17 protein-coding genes are annotated in these 18,415 nt (G+C 68.7%); 7 read left to right on the top strand and 10 right to left on the bottom strand.

All coding sequences use genetic code 11. From position 1 onward, the window contains the following. Nucleotides 1-24: 24 nt before the first annotated feature. From MRBLWO12_RS18005 to MRBLWO12_RS17980, 6 genes are all read right to left on the bottom strand, one after another. Nucleotides 25-1,266, bottom strand: a complete 1,242-nt coding sequence (locus tag MRBLWO12_RS18005; protein ID WP_363557970.1) for an alanine racemase — start codon at nt 1,264-1,266, stop codon at nt 25-27. A gap of 201 nt (nt 1,267-1,467) precedes the next feature. Beyond that, complete coding sequence (locus MRBLWO12_RS18000; RefSeq protein WP_363557968.1) at nt 1,468-2,808, bottom strand: HNH endonuclease; 1,341 nt, start codon at nt 2,806-2,808, stop codon at nt 1,468-1,470. A 238-nt stretch (nt 2,809-3,046) separates the two neighbouring features. Next, complete coding sequence (locus tag MRBLWO12_RS17995) at nt 3,047-4,003, bottom strand: serine hydrolase domain-containing protein (protein ID WP_363558648.1); 957 nt, start codon at nt 4,001-4,003, stop codon at nt 3,047-3,049. Then, entirely contained in the window at nt 3,991-4,143 is a 153-nt protein-coding gene (locus tag MRBLWO12_RS17990) for a hypothetical protein (protein ID WP_363558670.1), read from the bottom strand. The genes MRBLWO12_RS17995 and MRBLWO12_RS17990 overlap by 13 nt, the downstream gene beginning before the upstream one ends. Nucleotides 4,144-4,341: 198 nt before the next feature. Next, entirely contained in the window at nt 4,342-5,505 is a 1,164-nt protein-coding gene (locus MRBLWO12_RS17985; RefSeq protein WP_363557966.1) for an acyl-CoA dehydrogenase family protein, read from the bottom strand. Nucleotides 5,506-5,658: 153 nt separating this feature from the next. Continuing rightward, nucleotides 5,659-6,588, bottom strand: a complete 930-nt coding sequence (locus MRBLWO12_RS17980; protein WP_363557964.1) for a M15 family metallopeptidase — start codon at nt 6,586-6,588, stop codon at nt 5,659-5,661. A 65-nt stretch (nt 6,589-6,653) separates the two neighbouring features. On the opposite strand from MRBLWO12_RS17980, the gene MRBLWO12_RS17975 reads away from it, so the two are divergent. Beyond that, the gene (locus tag MRBLWO12_RS17975) at nt 6,654-7,445 is read left to right on the top strand and encodes an IclR family transcriptional regulator (protein ID WP_363557962.1); all 792 of its coding nucleotides are present in this window, start codon (nt 6,654-6,656) and stop codon (nt 7,443-7,445) included. 3 nt (nt 7,446-7,448) lie between these two features. Here MRBLWO12_RS17975 and MRBLWO12_RS17970 read toward each other — a convergent pair whose 3' ends face one another. From MRBLWO12_RS17970 to MRBLWO12_RS17960, 3 genes are read right to left on the bottom strand one after another with little or no spacing between them, the layout of a single operon-like run. Beyond that, nucleotides 7,449-8,198, bottom strand: coding sequence for an IclR family transcriptional regulator (locus tag MRBLWO12_RS17970; protein WP_363557960.1), 750 nt, complete (start codon nt 8,196-8,198; stop codon nt 7,449-7,451). Between the two features lie 40 nt (nt 8,199-8,238). Then, complete coding sequence (gene alr, locus MRBLWO12_RS17965) at nt 8,239-9,342, bottom strand: alanine racemase (protein WP_363557958.1); 1,104 nt, start codon at nt 9,340-9,342, stop codon at nt 8,239-8,241. A gap of 26 nt (nt 9,343-9,368) precedes the next feature. Beyond that, nucleotides 9,369-10,847, bottom strand: a complete 1,479-nt coding sequence (locus MRBLWO12_RS17960; RefSeq protein WP_414685494.1) for an amino acid permease — start codon at nt 10,845-10,847, stop codon at nt 9,369-9,371. 291 nt (nt 10,848-11,138) lie between these two features. Between MRBLWO12_RS17960 and MRBLWO12_RS17955 the strand changes: the two genes are divergently transcribed. Both MRBLWO12_RS17955 and MRBLWO12_RS17950 read left to right on the top strand, forming a co-directional pair. Then, the gene (locus MRBLWO12_RS17955; RefSeq protein WP_363557956.1) at nt 11,139-12,194 is read left to right on the top strand and encodes a homoserine dehydrogenase; all 1,056 of its coding nucleotides are present in this window, start codon (nt 11,139-11,141) and stop codon (nt 12,192-12,194) included. Nucleotides 12,195-12,205: 11 nt separating this feature from the next. Continuing rightward, nucleotides 12,206-13,600: an aldehyde dehydrogenase family protein gene (locus tag MRBLWO12_RS17950; protein ID WP_363557954.1), complete on the top strand. Its 1,395-nt coding sequence runs from the start codon at nt 12,206-12,208 to the stop codon at nt 13,598-13,600. Nucleotides 13,601-13,657: 57 nt separating this feature from the next. Here the strand turns inward: MRBLWO12_RS17950 and MRBLWO12_RS17945 are convergent, their stop codons facing one another. Then, the gene (locus tag MRBLWO12_RS17945; RefSeq protein ID WP_363557952.1) at nt 13,658-14,101 is read right to left on the bottom strand and encodes an Lrp/AsnC family transcriptional regulator; all 444 of its coding nucleotides are present in this window, start codon (nt 14,099-14,101) and stop codon (nt 13,658-13,660) included. A gap of 113 nt (nt 14,102-14,214) precedes the next feature. Between MRBLWO12_RS17945 and MRBLWO12_RS17940 the strand changes: the two genes are divergently transcribed. The 4 genes from MRBLWO12_RS17940 to MRBLWO12_RS17925 all read left to right on the top strand — a co-directional run bounded on the left by MRBLWO12_RS17940 (nt 14,215) and on the right by MRBLWO12_RS17925 (nt 18,372). Then, nucleotides 14,215-15,417 carry a trans-sulfuration enzyme family protein gene (locus tag MRBLWO12_RS17940; RefSeq protein WP_363557950.1) on the top strand — a complete coding sequence of 401 codons (1,203 nt, stop codon included), beginning with the start codon at nt 14,215-14,217 and terminating at the stop codon, nt 15,415-15,417. Nucleotides 15,418-15,486: 69 nt separating this feature from the next. After that, entirely contained in the window at nt 15,487-17,562 is a 2,076-nt protein-coding gene (locus MRBLWO12_RS17935; RefSeq protein WP_363557948.1) for an intein-containing Rv2578c family radical SAM protein, read from the top strand. Nucleotides 17,563-17,594: 32 nt separating this feature from the next. After that, entirely contained in the window at nt 17,595-17,792 is a 198-nt protein-coding gene (locus MRBLWO12_RS17930) for a hypothetical protein (protein ID WP_363557946.1), read from the top strand. A 40-nt stretch (nt 17,793-17,832) separates the two neighbouring features. Continuing rightward, nucleotides 17,833-18,372, top strand: a complete 540-nt coding sequence (locus MRBLWO12_RS17925) for a YaeQ family protein (protein ID WP_363557944.1) — start codon at nt 17,833-17,835, stop codon at nt 18,370-18,372. Nucleotides 18,373-18,415 lie beyond the last annotated feature (43 nt).

The following is an 18,415-nucleotide window of genomic DNA, read 5'->3' as shown; positions in this document are numbered from 1 at the left end:
GAATCCTCGAGGATCTGGCCCGGATCAGAAGTAGGTACGGACGGCATCTGTCACCTCGTATGTGTCTGTGACGACCGGAATGAGCCGCCACTTGTCGAAAGTCGTGCAGGGGTGGGAGACGCCGAGACCCACGAGGTCACCGACCTCGAGAGAGACATGCTCCGGGACGGAGACCATCGCGTGCTGGTCATTGACCCCGGTGACCTGGAGCCCTTCGACGGGCTGCGTGCGGCCGTCGCGGCGGACGGCGAAGGGCAGCGGCAGATCCGCGTCGGTCGAGACGTCACGGCGACCGGCGCCGAGGACCGCGCGGCCCGGCTCCGGGCGCGACAACACCTCGGCCCACACTTCGAGCGCCGGCAGCGGCGCCGGATCGTGGCCGACGAAGGGCGAGGTGCGTGCGTAGAGGCCGTGGTCGTGCGTGACGTAGCACCCGCTGCGCAGCACCACCTCGATGCGCCCCCCGCTCCATCGTCCTCGGAACTCCTCGACGACGAGGTCGAAGTACGAACTGCCGCCGAATGACGCCAGGGAGCCGTGCACAGGAAGCAACCCGCGGTCCAGGAGATCGTGGAGCACGCTCGCGGACCACTCGAGGAACTCCGCGGCGTGGCGTCGACGCGCGGGGAGGTCGGCTCCGGACACGAGCCCTTCGAATCCTTCGATGCCCACGAGGTCCAGGCCGTCGGCGTCGCGAACAGCCTGCGCCACGCGCACGGCCTCGTCTGTGGACCGCACCCCTCCCCGTCCGCCGGCATAGCCGAGCTCGATCATCACGGGTTGGGGTCCGAGGTGGCCGTGCGCAGCTCTCGCCCGGTCGGCGAGGACGGCGACCGTCTCGACGGAGTCGACCAGAAGCAGCACCTGGAGCTCGGGGTCCGCCTGCTGACAGTCGGCGAGGTAGGTGAGATCAGCGGGGCCGACGACCGGATTGGCGATGAGGACGCGCCGCACTCCCGCCGCGATGAAAACCCTCGCCTGCTGGACGTTGGCGACCGTGATCCCCCATGCCCCGGCGGCGAGCTGCCGTTCGACGAGCGCCGGGCTCATCGTGGTCTTCGCGTGCGGCGCGATCAGAACGTCATGCCGCAGGCAGTACTCCCGCATCAGTGCGAGGTTGCGTTCGATCGCAGTCTCCCGAAGCGCGGCAACCGGCAGGTGGAAGTCGCCGTTCAAGAGGTGCCACCCCTGCGCACCGACCTCAGCCAGCCGCACACCGACGTCAGGAAAAGCCCGATCGCGCCAGGTGACCGTCTCGTCCGTCATGCCCACTCCTCGCCAGCGCACGTGTCTGCGCATCCGTTCCCAGCCTCTCGCGAAGGAACCCGCGTGGATTGGTCCGCGAGGCTGAACCCTCGCGCCTCGGTTCGGTCATCCGGCCTATGTGAACCCTGCCCGCATACAGCAGCTCTCCGAGGAGATGTACGCCGCCAGCGGCCCTGACCCGAAAGGTCTGGGCCGCAGCGCTCAGGCGGCGATGTCGAAGCGGGCGCGGCCGCCGAGGCGTGGCGTGCGCGCGGGGTCGACGTAGCGGGGTGGTACGAACCAGACCCGGGCGGTGATGCCGGTGCCGTCGATGCGGATCGCCCAGTCGTTGTCATGGATGCGGTGATGACACGTCTCGCACAGCAGCACCCCGTTGGACAGGTCCGTCGGCCCGGCATCCCGCTGCCACCACCGGATGTGATGCGCTCTCGTCATCTCCGGCGGCAACCCGCACATCGCACACCCCCCATCACGTTCCACCAACGCCAACCGTTGCGCTCGGGTGAAGAGCCGTTTCTCCCGCCCCCAGTCCAGGATCTCGCTGTCCGCACCCATCACCCAGGGGATCACTCCACCCCCGGCCGCCATCCGCCGGGCCGCCCCGACGCTGACCGGGGTCTCGATCCCGTCGATCATCGCCGACCCGGTGCCGGATTCCAGGTCGTCCAGGGTCATCCGCACGATCACCGTCGCTCCGGCCAACGGCACCCGGGTGTCGCAACCGAGCACGTGCGCACAGAACGCGACCAACGCGTCGGCCTGGATCATCGGCACCGTGCGGCGATCCGCATCCCCCGCATCCGGATCCGGGGCGTCCTTCCGGGCCGCGAACGCCGCCGACACGAACCCTCGCACCGCCGCCACCACCGGCGCCGCGCTCTCCACATCGAGCACCGCGTTCAGATGCAGCATCCCGCCACGCTCGAACATCGTCACCGACCGGCGCGCCCGCCGCTCCTCGTCCCGCGGCGGCACCCCATCCGGGTCCAACCACGCCTCCGCCCGCACCACCAGCTTGCGCACCGCATCCACCGACAACCCGGCCGCCGCCTCCACCAACACCCGCTCCCCCTCCGCAATCCGCACCACCCCCGCGACCACCCGGCACCGCTCCAGCACCCCGATGATCATGGCGGCCGCCGCCACACCCAGAACCCCAGAGGAGAGAGCCGCCCCCACCACCGCGTACTTCGCCGGCAGCGGAGCGCCCAACAAATCCACGCGCGGAGCTGTCGCTTCTCCGACCGCCACCCACCCGGCAGCGTCCCGTGTCGCCACCCCCACCGTCGCCGCGATGAGCGCCGCCGCGCTGCGGAAACCCTGCTCCTTCGCCAGCCCTCCCGCACCCAGTTCCGGCCGCGACTCCCGAGCGATGCCTGCCGCGACCTGCACCTGCACGGCATCCGCCCGCCGACGCAACACGCCCAACGCATCAGTGACCGCGATCAACTGATCCCGCGACAACTCCTGAGCCTCGCCGACACCCGCACAGGCCGCGTCAAGACGAGCGATCGCCTCATGCACCCCGGTCAATATCGACATACCCGATTTTACCTCGAACCACTCCGAGTATCGAAGATATGTTCGATAGAGTATCGGGATGCTGGCATGCGCACAGAGACGGAGGCCGCCCGGCCGTCACGCGACGCGAGCCCGTCGCCCGCGGCAGCATCCCACTCGTCGTCGCAGCCCTCCGCGTACGCCCCGGCATCGAGGAAGGCGACATCGCTGCCACCCGCACGCGACCCCGCCCGAGAGATGCCGTTGCGCCATTCGTGGTTCAGCGCGTATCGCCGAACAGGCCCATCACCTCCGGGCCCATCTCGACCTGACTCAGCACGATCCGGAACGAGCCGTCCGGATCGACAGAGAAGTCCGTCCCCAGCCCGCCGGACCAGCCGTAGCGCCCGGCGCCCTCGCCCGCGGTCTGCACGGCGACGCCGTACCCCCATCCGGTGCCGTCCCAGAATCCCGGGTAGAAGCTGTCCGCCGCCTTGGCAGTGGCCGGCACCTGATCCGTTCGCAGTGCAGCGAGCAGTTCCGGTTCGAGGATCACCTGCCCGCCATGTCGACCGCCGGACGCCAGCATGCGTGCGAGTGCCGCGTAGTCCGCAGCGGTCGACACGAGCTCGGAATGACTGACGTCGAACGGCGCCGGCGCCACGGAGAACCCTCCCGCGGCCGGTTCGATCTCGATCAGTCCGCCGTCGCCGTGTCGGTAGGCGGCCGGGAGCCGATGTGCCTTCTCTGCCGGCACCGTGAAGTCCGTGTCGACCATGCCGAGCGGGCCGAGGAGATCCCGCTCCAGGTGCTCCCGCAGCGATCCACCGACCAGACGGGAGAGGAGGATGCCGAGAATCCCGAAGGAGTGGTGATACCGCCAGCCCTCGCCGGGTTGAAACGCCGCAGGCAGCGCAGCGAGGGCGTCCAACCACTCCTGCGCGCCGAGCGACACCGGCTCCTGCCCTGCTGCGGTGCTGTTCGCGATCATGGCATCCTGCAGCGGCGACGGCGTGGTCATGACGCCGTAGCCTGAGGTGTTGGTGAGCAGATGGCGCACTGTGATCAGAGCCTTCGCCGGCTCGGTGTCGTCGAGCGCGGCGTCCGGCGTGCGCAGCACCTGGCGATCGGCCAGCTCCGGCAGCCAGGTCTCCACCGGGTCGTCCAGCCCGAGCCGCCCCTCCTGCACGAGGCGCAGCGTGGCCACGGCCACGATCGGCTTGGTCATCGACTGGATCCGGACGATCGCATCCGTCGGCAGGCCCCCACGGCGACGATCTCCGTCCGCCCGTCCGCAGCACCGGTGACGCCGATGATGCCCGGCGCCGTCCCGCGCTCGACATGGTCTTCGAGGATCTGCAGCAAGGAGCGCGTCATGCCCTCGATTCAACCCGGTGGCGCCACGAGAGTCCATGCCACGAACCGTGCGACCCCAACCTCGACCACCCACCCCGGACACAGCTGCGCACGCGAACGGCGACACGCCCCCTCCCCCGTGGGGAACGCGGCGTGTCGCCGTTCATCTCCGAAGTTGTGCACACCCGGCCGAGACACCGGCCCGGCGTGCGGAAACCCCTAGCGCTTGCCGGCGATCTGACGACCGACGATCTCGCGCATGATCTCGTTGGTGCCGCCGTAGATGCGGTGCACACGGGCGTCGAGGAAGGCGCGGGCGATCGGGTACTCGGTGATGTATCCGTAGCCGCCGTGCAGCTGCACGCCGGTGTCGAGCACCTCCCACTCGCGCTCGGTCGCCCAGAACTTGACCTTGGCTGCCTCTTCGGCCGAGAGCTTGCCCTTCGAGTAGGCGAGCAGCGCGCGGTCGATGTACGCCCAGAGCGCGTCGACCGTCGTGGCCATGTCGGCGATCTTGAAGCGGGTGTTCTGGAAGTCGATGATCCGCTCGCCGAACGCCTCGCGGTCCTTCGTGTAGGCGACGGTCCAGTCGAGCGCTGCCTGGGCGGCCGCTGCGCCGGCGACGCCGATCGACAGGCGCTCGAGCGGCAGGTTCATCATGAGCTGCACGAAACCCTTGCCCTCGACCCCGCCGATGAGGTTCTCCTCCGGCACGAACACGTCGCTGAACGAGAGCTCCGCGGTGTCGTGGCCCTGGAAGCCCATCTTGTGCAGCTTCTTGCCGTGGTCGAAGCCTTCCATGCCGTTCTCGATCAGCACCAGACTGAAGGCGTCGGGGCGGTTGCCCTCACCGGTCTTGACGAAGGTCACGACGAGGTCGGCGGTCGCGCCGGACGAGATGAACGTCTTCGCTCCGTTGACGATGTATCCGCCGTCGGTCTTCTTCGCCGTGGTCTTGATACCGCGCAGATCGGAACCGGCACCGGGCTCGGTCATGGCGAGCGCGCCGATGACCTCACCGGTCGCCATGCGAGGCAGCCACTTCTCCTTCTGCTCCTGCGTGCCCATGTGCACGAGGTAGGGGACCGCGAGGTCGTCCTGGATGCCGAAGGCGCCGGCGAGCGAACCGGCACCGGCCGCGATGATCTCCTCGTTCACGACCGCGCGGAAGCGGTAGTCCTGCAGCATCCCGGCGCCGCCGAACTCCTCGGGGACGGACAGCCCGATGATGCCGGCCTCTCCCGCTGCGCGCATCGTCTCGCGGTCGACCTCGCCGGCGGCATCCCACCGCTCGATGGCCTCACCGGTCACGTAGCGCTTGACGAAGTCCTTGACGAGGTCGCGGAAGGCCTCGTGATCCTCTTCGTAGATGTCGCGTTCCATCGCGTCCTCCTGAACGTCTTGTGCGTCTTTGCTCCCGAAAGTCTATGTCGGGAGGACGAGCGAAGACAGGTCATTGTGAGAATGCATCCCACATGTGGTGAGACTGGGTACCGCGATTGTCGGATGCCGCAACGCGGCGTCGTCCGCCGCGTTTCAGTGCCCGTAGTCGGGGGCAGCCGGGAGGCCGAAGAACTCCTCGAGCGTGTGGAAACCGCCGTCGTGGTACGCAGCGGCGAGTTCGACGCCGACGTAGCGCAGGTGCCACGGCTCCGGCGCGTAGCCGGTGACGGCGGAGCCGACGTCTTCGTAGCGCACCACGAATCCGTACTCCCACGCGTGCGCGGCGACCCAGTCGCTCTGCGCGGTCGACCCGAATCCGTCGAGCCCTCCGCACTGCGCGTCGCACGCGACGACATCCAGGGCGAGGCCGGTCTGATGCTCGCTGTGACCGGGGCGCGCGGAGCCGGCATCCGCCGCTTCCTGCCCCTGCGAACGCACATGCGCGTCGTAGGTCGACACCTGCAGCCCGTAGGAGCGGTAGCCGTTGTTCGCCCCGACCCTGCCGACGCCGGCCGCTGTCGCGCCTTCGGCCATCGCGCCGACCGCAGCGGCGACATCGGCACGCACCTGACCGGAGAGCGTGGTCATCTGCAGCGGCACGCCATCGAGGTTCCCTGGTGCATAGTCCGCCGGTTCGAGCGGGCGCGCCTTGTTGACGACGACCCAGATCCGCGCGGGATCGCTGAGCGAGATGCAGGGCGCGTTGCCGGCGACGACCGCGTCGCGGAAGCTCGCGCCCCCGCCGAACCCGGCGATCACCGCCGCATCGTCACCACTGCCCAGCGCCTTCTGCACCGCAGGCTCGGTGCACGGGTCGGCCGCAGTGGTCGCTCCGACCAGCACGGAGGGCACCTGCATCGCGGTCACGGGTCCCGGCAGCGTCGGCGCAGCCTCCGAGACCACCGGCGCAGAGGCGATGGACAGCAGCATGCCGATCGCGGTGACGGCGATGCCGATCGGCAGCGCAGGACCGCGGATCGGGGAGCGCGGGGCCGCATGCTGAGCGTGCGGCGTGGAGGGCATTACCCCATTCTCTCCCGTCCGCGCAGATGACACCACCGTGGCGACCGCGGCGGTAGCCTCGACTCATGTCGTCCGTCCCCGATGCCCCTGCGCCGTCGAGCAGCATGGGCCGTGGCCTCGATGTGCTGACCTCTCTCGCCACGCTGATCAGGGACGGACGCCAGACCACGGTCGGCGAGATCGCCCGCGCACTCGGACGCGAGCGCTCCCAGGTATCGCGCACTCTCGCCACCCTCGACCGCTCCGGGCTGGTCCGAAGACGCCCCGACCGCTCGTTCGCCCTCGCGTGGGGATGGTACGCCGCCGCTCAGGAGCTGACGGCGCAGCGCCTGCGCACGAATGGCCTCGCGGTGCTGGAGACCCTCTCGTCGGAGCTCGGAGAAGCGACCTTCCTCAGCGTGTTGCAGGGCGACACGACGCTGACGACCTTGGAGAGCCTGCCGGCCGGATCGCGCATGATCGGATCATGGATCGGGCGCGCCTACCCCGCCTATTGCAGCGACGCGGGGCGCGCGTCACTGTGGGATGCCTCAGCGGATGAGGTGCGCGCGGTCTTCGACTCGACCGAGTTCACCCCGCAAGGGCCGAACACTCCGGTGTCGGTCGACGATCTCCTCGCCCGCCTCGACGACGACCGTCAGCGTGGGTTCTCGATCGTCGACCAGGAGGCGGAACCGGGCCTCTACTCGGTCGCCGCACCGGTGTGGGATTTCCGCGGCGAGGTCGTCGGCGCGGTGCAGGTCGTCGGCACCCGTGACGCGATGCACGCACGCACGACCGAGTGCGGCGAGGCCTGTGCACGCGCCGCAGCAGACCTGTCGCGGCAGCTCGGCGCGCCGTCATCCGTCGCGGGCTGAGCGCTACCCGGCGTCGGCCGCCGTCGTGAGCTCCTGCGCGAACTGGGCCAGCAGCGCTCGAGTCGCGGGGGTGACGCCCTTCGGACGATGCCGTCCGCGCACCGCGAGCGAGGCGATGACCTCACCGCGGCTCCGGATCGGAAGAGCGAACTCGTCGATCCCCTCGTCGTACTCCTCGGACGCCGAGATCAGACCGTCGGCGAGATCGCGCTCCTGCATCGCGCGCACCTCGTCGATCGAGCGTGCGGCCGTCGGGCCTCCGACGCCGATGAACTGCACGTCGTCGAGCAGGGTCTCCAGCTGCGCGGGCGTGTGGTCCCACAGCAGCGCGCGCCCCGCGCCCGTGCACCAGATGGGCGTCACCAGGCCGGCGCGGATCGAGCGGTCGGAGCCGTCGGCGGATCGCTCATAGCGCAGCAGCACGCCGCGCGCTCCGTCGGCGACCGTGATCAGCGCGTTGACTCCGAGCTGCGAGGCGAGCGCGCGCAGGGCGACCCGTGATGCGCGGAGCCAGTCTGCGTTGAGAACGGCGGCCGTGCCGAAGAACTCGGGACCGGCCGAGAACAGGGAGTCGTCGTCGCGGCGAAGGAACTGCCGTGCCCGCAGCTCCTGCGTGAGGCGGGAGACGCGGCTGCGCTCGATGTCGGTGTGCTCGGCGAGCCGGGAGGCGTTGAGACCCGGTCGAGCACGGCGCTCCTGCTCGACCGCCGCGTCGAGAAGGCTCAGCCCTTGCACGAGAGAGGAGGAAGCCACCGTCACCCCTCCTCGTCTGCCGGTCGAGACCTCGGCCATCCTATCCGGCAGCCCCGGCGCCCCCGGCGGCGCGACGCGGCAGCAGGCGCCCCCACGCGACGTAGAGGTCGGCGGCGATGCTGCCGTGCGCACGGTCGACCTCGGCGGAGGTGATCGCCTGGTCGCGCTGTGCGCCGAAGAGCACGACCTCATCCCCCGGCGCCGCCTCGGCGATGTGCGAGACATCGACGAGGAAGCTGTTCATCGCGATGCGGTCGACGATGCGCGCACGGCGCCCCTGGATGAGCACCTCACCGGTGCCGCTGAGGCTGCGGTGGAAACCATCGGCGTACCCGAGCGGGATCAACGCGAGGCGCGCGTCGGCGTCGAGCCGGTGCCAGCGGTCGTAGCCGACGGTGCTGCCGCCGGGGTAGGAGTTGATCGCGGCGATGCGAGACACCACCCGCATCGCCGGGCGCAGCGCGCCGCCCAGAGCGTCCGTGTCTCCGTACAGTCCGGCGCCGATGCGCACGAGGTCGAAGCGGGACTCGGGCACATGCAGCGCCGCGAACGTGGTCGCGCAGTGCCGGGCGACACGCTCCGCGTCCGCCCCGTCGAGCAGGGTCCGCGACTGCGCATCGAAGCGCGCGCTGCCCTCGACGACATCCGCCTCGTCCTCGCACGGGAAGTGCGAACAGACACCCGCCACATCCAGCAGCGGATCAGCGAGCACGCCGCGCGCCACACGCAGACCCTGAGGATCGCCCACCTCCAGCCCATCGCGACCGAGACCGGTGGAGTTGAGCGAGACGTGCGCACGGATGCGGGCGCCTCGCACCGCGGCGACCGCGCTCACGATCCTCGCGTGCTCGACCCCGCCGATCCACTCCTCGATATCGAAGCGGATGCCGTCGTCGACCTCGTCGCGGCCGGCGGGTCGCACCCGCATCAGCCGGCCGGTGAAGCCGCTCGTCCGCACCGCGGCGGCATCCTCGTTCGAGGCGACGCCGATCATCTCGACCTGCGACGCGAGGAGCGGCGCGACGATGTCGATCCCGTGCCCGTAGGCGTCGGCCTTCACGACCGCGCAGAAGCCGACCTGGGAGCCGAGCGCTGCGCGGATCGTGCGGACGTTGTGGGCGATCGCACTACGGTCGATCTCCACCCACCCACCTGCGGGCACGGGAACGGTCACGCGTCGACGGGTGCGGCTTCGTGGTCCTGCACCACGTCGCGCCGCCCCTTGCGACCGTGCCGCCACCAGAAGTAGAGGTAGCAGACGCCGACGAAGGGGATGCCGAAGTAGAGCGCGGCGACCTGGTTCGGGTCGAACGCGATGGCGATGATCGAGATCAACAGCAGCGAGAAGGCGACGATCGGCAGCGCCGGGTACAGCGGCGTGCGGTAGGCGAGGTCGGCCACCCGTCCGCCCTCACGCAGGAACTTCCGTCGATGGAAGAACTGCGAGGCGACGATCGACATCCACACCGCCACGACCGCGAATCCGGCGATCGACACCAGCACCAGGTACACCGTTCCGGCGGCGATCACGCTGGTGAGCAGCGACACCAGACCGATCAGGATGCTGACACTGAGGGCGATGAGCGGGACCCCGCGCTTCGTGAGGCGCGTGAACGCCTTCGGGGCGTGCCCCTCTTCGGCGAGCGAGAACAGCATGCGCGCGCAGGAGAAGAGTCCGCTGTTACCGGCGGAGAGGAGCGCGGTGATGATGACGAAGTTCATGATGTCGGGGGCGTAGGGCACTCCGACGTACTGGAAGACATCGACGAACGGGCTGCTGGTGACGCTGGCCTGGTCGTATGGCAGGATCGCGGCGATCACGGCGATCGCACCGACGAACAGCACGACCAGTCGCAGCACCGTCGAGCGCAGCGCCCGCGGGATGTTCTTGGCCGGGTCCTTCGTCTCGCCGGCGGCGACGCCGATGAGCTCCGAGCCGCTGAAGGCGTAGAAGACGGCGAGCGCGGTGACGATCACGCCGCTGAACCCGTTCGGGAACAGCCCGCCGGGCGTCTCGAAGTTGCTGAACAGGATGGCGGGCGACGACTCGCTCGACAGGGGCGTGAATCCGAAGATGGCCGCGCCGCCCAGCACGATCAGGGCGACGATCGCGACGACCTTGACGAGCGAGAACCAGAATTCCGCCTCACCGAACACGCGCGCCGAGATGGCATTGAGGAGGAAGAGGACGGCGGCGAAGATCAGGCACCACAGCCAGACCGGCACGCCAGGGAACCAGCGCTGCATGAGGATGCCGGATGCGGTGAACTCAGAGCCGAGCGCCACCACCCAGCACAGCCAGTACAGCCAAGCGGTCGTGAAGCCGGTCGCGGGTCCGATCGACCGTGACGCGTAGATGTGGAAGGCGCCGGAGACGGGATAGGCGACAGCCAGTTCGCCGAGGCAGGCCATGACGAGGTAGACGACGAATGCGCCGATCAGGTACGCGATGATCGCGCCGAGCGGACCGGCCTGCGAGATCGTGTAGCCGGAGCTGAGGAACAGGCCCGATCCGATCACCCCGCCCAGCGCGATCATGATCAGGTGCCTGGCGTCCATGGTGCGCTGGAGGCGCCGCAGGGGAACTTGCGTCGCCGTCGTGTTCGGCAGGACGTTGGGGAGGGATTTCTCCCCGGGAAGAGGCGTCATCGGAACTCTCAATCGGGTTTGATATGTGCATCATATTCACATCTATGTGCCAATGACGCATTGCTTGGGTCGGATGCCGGGACACTATCCCGTCCGCGATCCGATCCACAAGAGCCCGACCGAGGTTTTTCCGCCCCCCCACCCACGGCCGACGATCCGTCCGTGGCAGTGACATTCCGGAAGATTCCGCTGCCGTTCTGACAGGCGCGCACGGACACCGCTCGCACCGAGGATGAGTTCGTGTCCGCACGGCGACGCCTGCGACAGCTCATCCAAAGAAGGAGAACCCCGGTGACTCACCACGACCTCGCCCTCATCGGCTTCGGAGGCGTCAACCGCGCCCTCGCCGAGATCATCCGCGACCGCGGCGCTGCGCTCGCCGACGACCTCGGCTTCGGCCTGCGGGTCGTCGCGATCACCGACCTCCGGCTCGGGTCGCTCATGCAGAGCGACGGGATCGACCTCGACGCCGCCCTCGCGATGACGGGCGCCGACACCTTCGCCGGGATGCCGGGCGGCGACGCCGAGCCCCGCAACGACTACGTCATCCGCCACACCACGGCCGACGTCATCTCCGAGGCCACGTTCACGAACCCGGTCGACGGCGAGCCCGCGATCTCGCATGTGCGCGCGGCGCTCGAGAGCGGCAAGAGCGTCACCACGACCAACAAGGGTCCGGTCGCTCTCGCGAGCGCCGAGCTCAACCGCATCGCAGAGGAGAACGGCGCCCGCTTCGAGTACGAAGGCTCCGTCATGAGCGGCACCCCGGTACTGCGGCTGGCCGGCGAGACCCTCAAGGGGCTCCGCATCTCGCGCATCCAGGGCATCCTCAACGGCACCAGCAACTTCGTGCTCGGGCAGATGGAGGCTGGCAAGTCGCTCGAGGATGCCGTCGCCGAGGCGCAGGCCCTGGGCTACGCCGAGGCCGATCCGACCGCTGACATCGAGGGGTCCGACGTACAGCTGAAGGTCGTCATCCTGGCGAACGAGCTCCTCGGCGCGCAGCTCACCACCGCCGACGTGTCACGCACGGGCATCAGCGGCATCACGGCGAGCGACGTGATCGCCGCCGCCGCTGCGGGCGAGCACTGGAAGCTCATCGGCACGGTCACGCGCGACGAGTCCGGCGCCGTCACCGCGTCGGTGCAGCCGCTCTCGCTGGGTGCCGACCATCCGCTCGCCGGCATCTCCGGCGCGACGAACGCCGTCGCCTTCACGACCGACCTGCTCGGCACCGTGACCATGTCGGGCCCTGGCGCGGGGCGCATCGAGACCGCGTACGCACTGCTCTCCGACATCATCGCGATCGACGCCCACCAGAAGTCGTTCGCCGGAGCCCTGCGATGAGCATGGCGACGATGGAGACACCAGTCGCACAGACTCCGCCGCTCGAGGTCCTCGACCCGTACAACGGCGAGGTCATCGCCCGTCTGGCACAGAACTCGGTCGACGACGTCGAGTCGATCATGGCGCGTGCGCGGCTCGGCTCCTCGCTGTCCCGCGGGCTCTCCCGGTTCGAACGACACCGCATCCTGGATCGCGCCGCCCGCCTCCTCGACGGCCGCGCCGAGGAGGCGGCGACACTCATCGTCCGCGAAGCCGGCAAGACCATCACCCAGGCGCGCAAGGAGGTGCGACGCGCGGTGACCACGATCTCGTTGTCAGCCGAGACCGCACGCGCCTACGACGGCGAGGTCATCCCCTTCGACGCCTACGAAGGGTCGGCGAACCGCCGCGGTTGGTTCACCCGCGAGCCGCTCGGCGTGATCCTCGCGATCACTCCGTACAACGACGCGCTCAACCTGGTGGCGCACAAGATCGGCCCGGCGATCGCGGGCGGGAACGCGGTGATCCTCAAGCCGTCGCAGTTCACGCCGCTGACCGCGCGCTTCCTGGTCGAGGTGCTGCTCGAAGCCGGACTCCCCGACGAGATCATCACGATGGTGCACGGCGACCGCCATGTGGCGCAGGCGCTGGTCGCCGTGCGCGACATCCGCATGGTGTCGTTCACCGGAGGGTTCGCGACCGGCGAGGCGATCGCCCGCACCGCCGGGCTCAAGAAGCTCGCGATGGAGCTCGGCGGGAACGCGCCGGTGCTGGTCTTCGGGGATGCCGACATCCCCGCCGCGGTGGAGGCGTGCGTGTCGGGTGCCTTCTGGGCCGCCGGCCAGAACTGCGTCGGCGCGCAGCGCATCCTGATCGAGCGCTCCGTCTACGACGAGTTCCGCGATCGTTTCGCCGCGCACACATCGACGCTGCGCGCGGGCGACCCCACCGATCCGGCGACCGATGTGGGCCCGATGATCTCGGAGGCCGCGGCGATCCGCGCCGAACGCGTGGTCGACGACGCCGTGCGCTCCGGCGCACGCGTGCTCGCCGGGCACCGCAGGGAGGGCTCGGTCTACTGGCCGACCGCCGTCGAGAACGTCTCGCTGACCTGCGAGCTGTGGGGCGAAGAGGCGTTCGCACCGGTCGTGATCCTGACGCCGTTCGACACCGAGGCCGAAGCGGTCGCCGAGGCGAACAGCATCGACTACGCCTTGCATGCGGGGGCCTTCACGTCCGACCTCGCCCGCGCGTTGCGCGTCGCCGAAGCGCTCGACGCGGGCGGCGTGATGATCAACGACTCCTCGGATTACCGCATCGACAGCATGCCTTTCGGCGGATCCAAGTACGGGAGCATGGGCCGCGAGGGCGTGCGCTTCGCGTACGAGGAGATGACCCAGCCGAAGGTCACCTGCATCACCACCTGAGATCTCCTCGGGGAGGGGCGGGGGTCCAGGGGGATACCCCGACCCTCCCCGAGGTTCTCAGGCGCGGTCGATCACGCGCGTCAACGAGACGGCCGTCACCGTGTTGGCCACGCCGGGCACGGCGGCCAGGAGCTCCCAGATCTCGCCGATGCGGTCCATCGAGTCCGCCTCGAGCGTCACCAGCAGGTCGAAGTCACCCGACATCACGTCGCACCTGCGCACCTCCGGGATCTGCGAGATCTCGGCGATCACACCCCCGCCGCGCATCCGATCGGTGCGATAGACCAGCACGATCGCCGACACCGGCGACGCACCGGCGCGACCGGGGGTGACGGTGTAGCCGGCGATCACGCCCTGCCGCTCCATCCGGTCCATGCGCTGCTTGACCGCATTGCGCGACAGATGCACCTGAGCTGCGAGCGTGACCAGCGGCACACGGGCGTCCTCCGTGAGCGCGGCGAGGATGCGGCGATCGATCTGATCGAGGGGGAGCCGCTCCATCGAGACCTCCGAGTGTCTTTATTGATGTGCAGTATTCGCAATTGCGTGTGTCTATTATGCACTCTAAGCTGAAGATTGTCACCGGAGACCGGTGCTGGAACGAAGGAGTCACGATGCGCGCCCGCCCCGATCGCAAGGATCTGCTCACGTTGTCCGATCTCAGCCTTGCCGTACACGCGGGCAACCAGCTCGACTCGACCATGGCACTGCGCACCCCCCTCGTGATGGCGAACTCGTACCAGCTGCCCGACGACCCGAGCGAGATCAGCTGGTCGGCGACCGCCCCTGGCCTGTACACGCGCAACACCGGGGTGAACCAGGCCGCACTGGAACAGAAGCTCGCCGCGCTCGACGGCGCAGAAGACGCGGTCGCCCTCGCCTCCGGCGTCGCCGCCCTGCACGCGGTGTTCTTCACGCACGTGCGCGCCGGCGACCACGTCGTGGTGAGCGATGTCGTCTACGAGGCGACCTGGCGCCTGTGGACCGAGCTGCTCCCCCAGCGATACGGGCTCGAGGCCACCTTCGTCGACATCAGCGACCTCGACGCCGTGCGCGCCGCGATGCGCCCGGAGACACGACTCGTGTGCATCGAGGCGATCGCGAATCCGACGACCAAGGTCGCCGACGTGGCGGCCGTCGCCGAGATCGCCCACGCGGCCGGCGCGATCCTGATGGTCGACTCCACGTTCTCGCCGCCGCCGTTCTACCGCCCGATCCAGGACGGTGCCGATCTGGTCGTGCACTCGCTCACCAAGTACCTCAACGGACACGGCGACGCCATGGGCGGCTCCGTCGCCGGGCGACGCGAACTCATCGAGCCCATCAAGGCCGACGCGATGGTCGACGTCGGCGGCATCATCTCGCCCTTCAACGCCTGGCAGATCCAGCGCGGCACCGTGACCCTCCCCCTCCGCCTGCGACAGCACTTCACTTCCGCGGCCCTCATCGCCGAGATGCTCGACGCCGACCCTCGCGTCGAGTACATCGCCTACCCCGGACTCGCCTCACACCCGGACCATGAGCTCGCGGTGCGCCAGTTCGACGGCCGCGGGTTCGGCGGCATGATGGCCTTCGCCGTGAAGGGGTCGCCCGATGTGCAGAACCGGTTCGTGGCGAATCTGCGGCTGATCACCTCGGGCTTCTCGCTCGGGCACGACGACTCGCTCATCGTGCACACCGGCACCGAAGGCGGCCGCGTGGCCACCTACCCTGAGCCGTTCCGGAAGTTCGGCCACCTGCGTCTGTCGGTTGGACTCGAGGATGCCGACGACCTGCTGGCTGACCTGAGCGCAGCCCTGGACGCGACATTCGACTGAGTTCTCGGATCTCGTATCTAGTTTCGATTCCGGGTTGACAAGTCTTCGTCTTTTTGTTCGAATTGCTGCATGCGGTGGCAAGGACAGAAGGTCGGAGATGTGGATGCCGCCGCCCTCCCCGGGATGGAGGACCGCAGCAGCGTCCTGCGCACCGTGACCACCCCCGAGTTCGCCGGCATGACCTTCCACGAGGTGCTGTCGAAGTCGGCGCTCAACCATGTGCCAGGCGCCTCGCGCATGCCGTTCGCCTGGACGATCAACCCCTACCGCGGCTGCTCGCACGCGTGCACCTACTGTGTCTCACCTGACACCTTGATCCTGTGCGCCGACGGACGTCAGCGCCCGTTGTGCGAACTCGAGATCGGTGACGAGATCGTCGGCACTGAGAAACAGGGGGACTATCGCCGATACGTCCGCACGACCATCCTCGCCAAATGGTCCACGCAGAAGCCGGCCTACCGCGTCACACTCGCGGACGGTACTCAACTCGTCGCCAGTGGAGATCATCGCTTCCTCACAGAGCGCGGATGGAAGCACGTAAGTGATGCGGAGTCCGGTCAACGCCCCCACCTCACGACGAACAATCGCCTCATGGGGTTCGGGAACGGGCTCGTTGATCGGAACACCGATCACAGATCAGTGAGCTTCCGCCGTGGCTACCTCGCCGGGATGATCCGCGGCGACGGGATGATCTTCCACGGCACTTATCCGAGCGCGACCAGGACACGTGAGATCAACATGTTCCGCCTTGCCCTGGTCGATCCTGAGGCGCGCGTTCGAACCAGGGAGTATCTGGACGAGGAAGGAGTGCAGACCCGGCTTCGCCCGTTCACTGCCGAGAGCTCCACGCGCCGACGAGCAGACGCCATCCACACCGCGGCACGCTCGAAGGTGGAGAAGATCGAGCAGCTGGTGTCCACACCTGAGAATCCGGATCTGAACTGGCGGACCGGATTCCTCAGCGGGATCTTCGATGCCGAGGGCAGCTGCTCGCGAGGGATTCTGCGCATCTCCAACAAAGACCCCGAGATCATCCGATTGATCGACGAGGGGATGCAAGCGCTCGACCTCCCACACGTCATTGAAGACGCCCGACCAAATGGCGTGTGGAATGTGCGCGTCACCGGCGGTCTGCCGAGCAGACAGCGATTCTTCTCCTTGACCGCTCCGGCGATCACCAGGAAACTCGCGGTGATCGGCACAGCCGTGAAGACGAAGGCAGATCTCCGGGTGGTCGAGATCGCACCCCTCGAAGGGGTTCAGGATCTTCTCGACATCACCACGGGCACCGGCGACTTCATCGCGAACGGCGTCATCAGCCACAATTGCTTCGCCCGCGGGACGCACGAGTACCTCGACCTCGACGGCGGCGCGGACTTCGACTCGCAGATCGTGGTCAAGGTCAACGTGGTCGAAGTGCTCGAGAAAGAGCTGCGCCGCGGCAGCTGGGAGCACGAGACCGTCGCGCTCGGCACCAACACCGACCCGTATCAGCGGGCGGAGGGCCGGTACAAGCTGATGCCGGGCATCATCGAGACCCTCGCGGCATCGGGCACACCGATGTCGATCCTCACCAAGGGCACGCTGATCCGGCGCGACATCCCACTGCTCGTGAAGGCCGCCCAGCGCGTGCCCGTCGACGTGCAGATGTCGATCGCGATGTACAACGACGAGCTGCAGAAGGCGATCGAGCCGGGGGCGCCGACGACCCAGGCGCGGCTCGACACCGTGCGGGCGCTGGCGGATGCCGGCTTCCGGGTGACCGTCTTCCTGATGCCGATCATGCCGCACATGACCGACTCCGTCGCCGCGATCGACGCCGCCCTGACACGCATCAAGGCGGCCGGCGCCCGCACGGTGATCTACGGCGCATTGCACCTGCGCGCCGGCGTGAAGCCGTGGTTCTTCCAGTGGCTCGGTGAGGCACGGCCCGACCTGGTGTCGTCGTACCGCGGCCTGTACCCGGGTGCCGCCGCCGAGGCACCCAAGCCCTACCGCCAATGGCTCGCGAAGCGGGCCCGTCCGCTCATCCGGGCGCACGGGCTCGACGGCCGTCACGAAGACGACTACCCGCAACGTGTGCGTCCCGTGCGGTTCGCGCCGCCCCCGCCATCCGCCCCGGCGCCGCAGCCGATGCTGTTCTGAACCGAGGCGGTCGCACCGGCTAGGTTGAAGGCATGTTCCGCGGATACGTCGCCCTGCTGTTCCTCGGTGGTCTCGCCGCCACGATCATCGGCACCTTCCTGCCCCAGGGCGGTGGCACGACGATCGCCGTCGTCGGGGCCGCGGCGCTCGGGGCATCGCTCGTGCTGATCGGCATGGTGCTCCTCCGCGACCGCGACGAGGCATCAACCCGCTCGTCCGAGCGACGCTGACGCACAGACACGCCTCCGCAGCCGCGTAGGCTTCTCGGTTATGGCTACCGGCTCCACGATGCACACGTTCGACGTTCAACTGGCGGACATGGATCGCGGGGTCTACGACGACTTCTCGCTGCGCGTCGCCCGCCACCCGTCCGAGACGGATGCCTACATGCTCACGCGCATCCTGGCCCTCGGACTCGAGCACACCGAGGGGATCGTCTTCGGCGACGGCATCTCTTCGACCGAGGACCCGGCAGTGCTGGTGCGCGACCTCACCGGGAAGATCACGGCCTGGATCGAAGTCGGAGCGCCCGACGCCGAGCGCCTGCACTACGGCAGCCGTCTCGCCGAACGCACAGTGGTCTACACCCACCGCGACCCCGCCAAGGTGATGGCACCGTGGGCGGGCAAGAAGATCCATCGCTCCGACGCGATCCGCGTCTACAGCTTCGACCCCGGCTTCATCGACGCGGCGGTGCCGCTGATCGCACGCCGCAACACGATCACGTTGACCGTGACCGAGCAGGTGCTCTTCCTCGACCTGAACGGCACCTCGTCGACCACGGCCATCCACGAGCACGAGCTGTCCTAGTACCCCGCGAGAGGTCAAGACACGCCGCAGCTGCCGCAGGGAG

Origin of the sequence: Microbacterium sp. LWO12-1.2, from assembly GCF_040675875.1 — a bacterium.
GTDB lineage: Bacteria > Actinomycetota > Actinomycetes > Actinomycetales > Microbacteriaceae > Microbacterium.
Note: the sequence above shows the minus strand (reverse complement) of the source record. Positions and strands in the feature narration are given on the sequence as shown.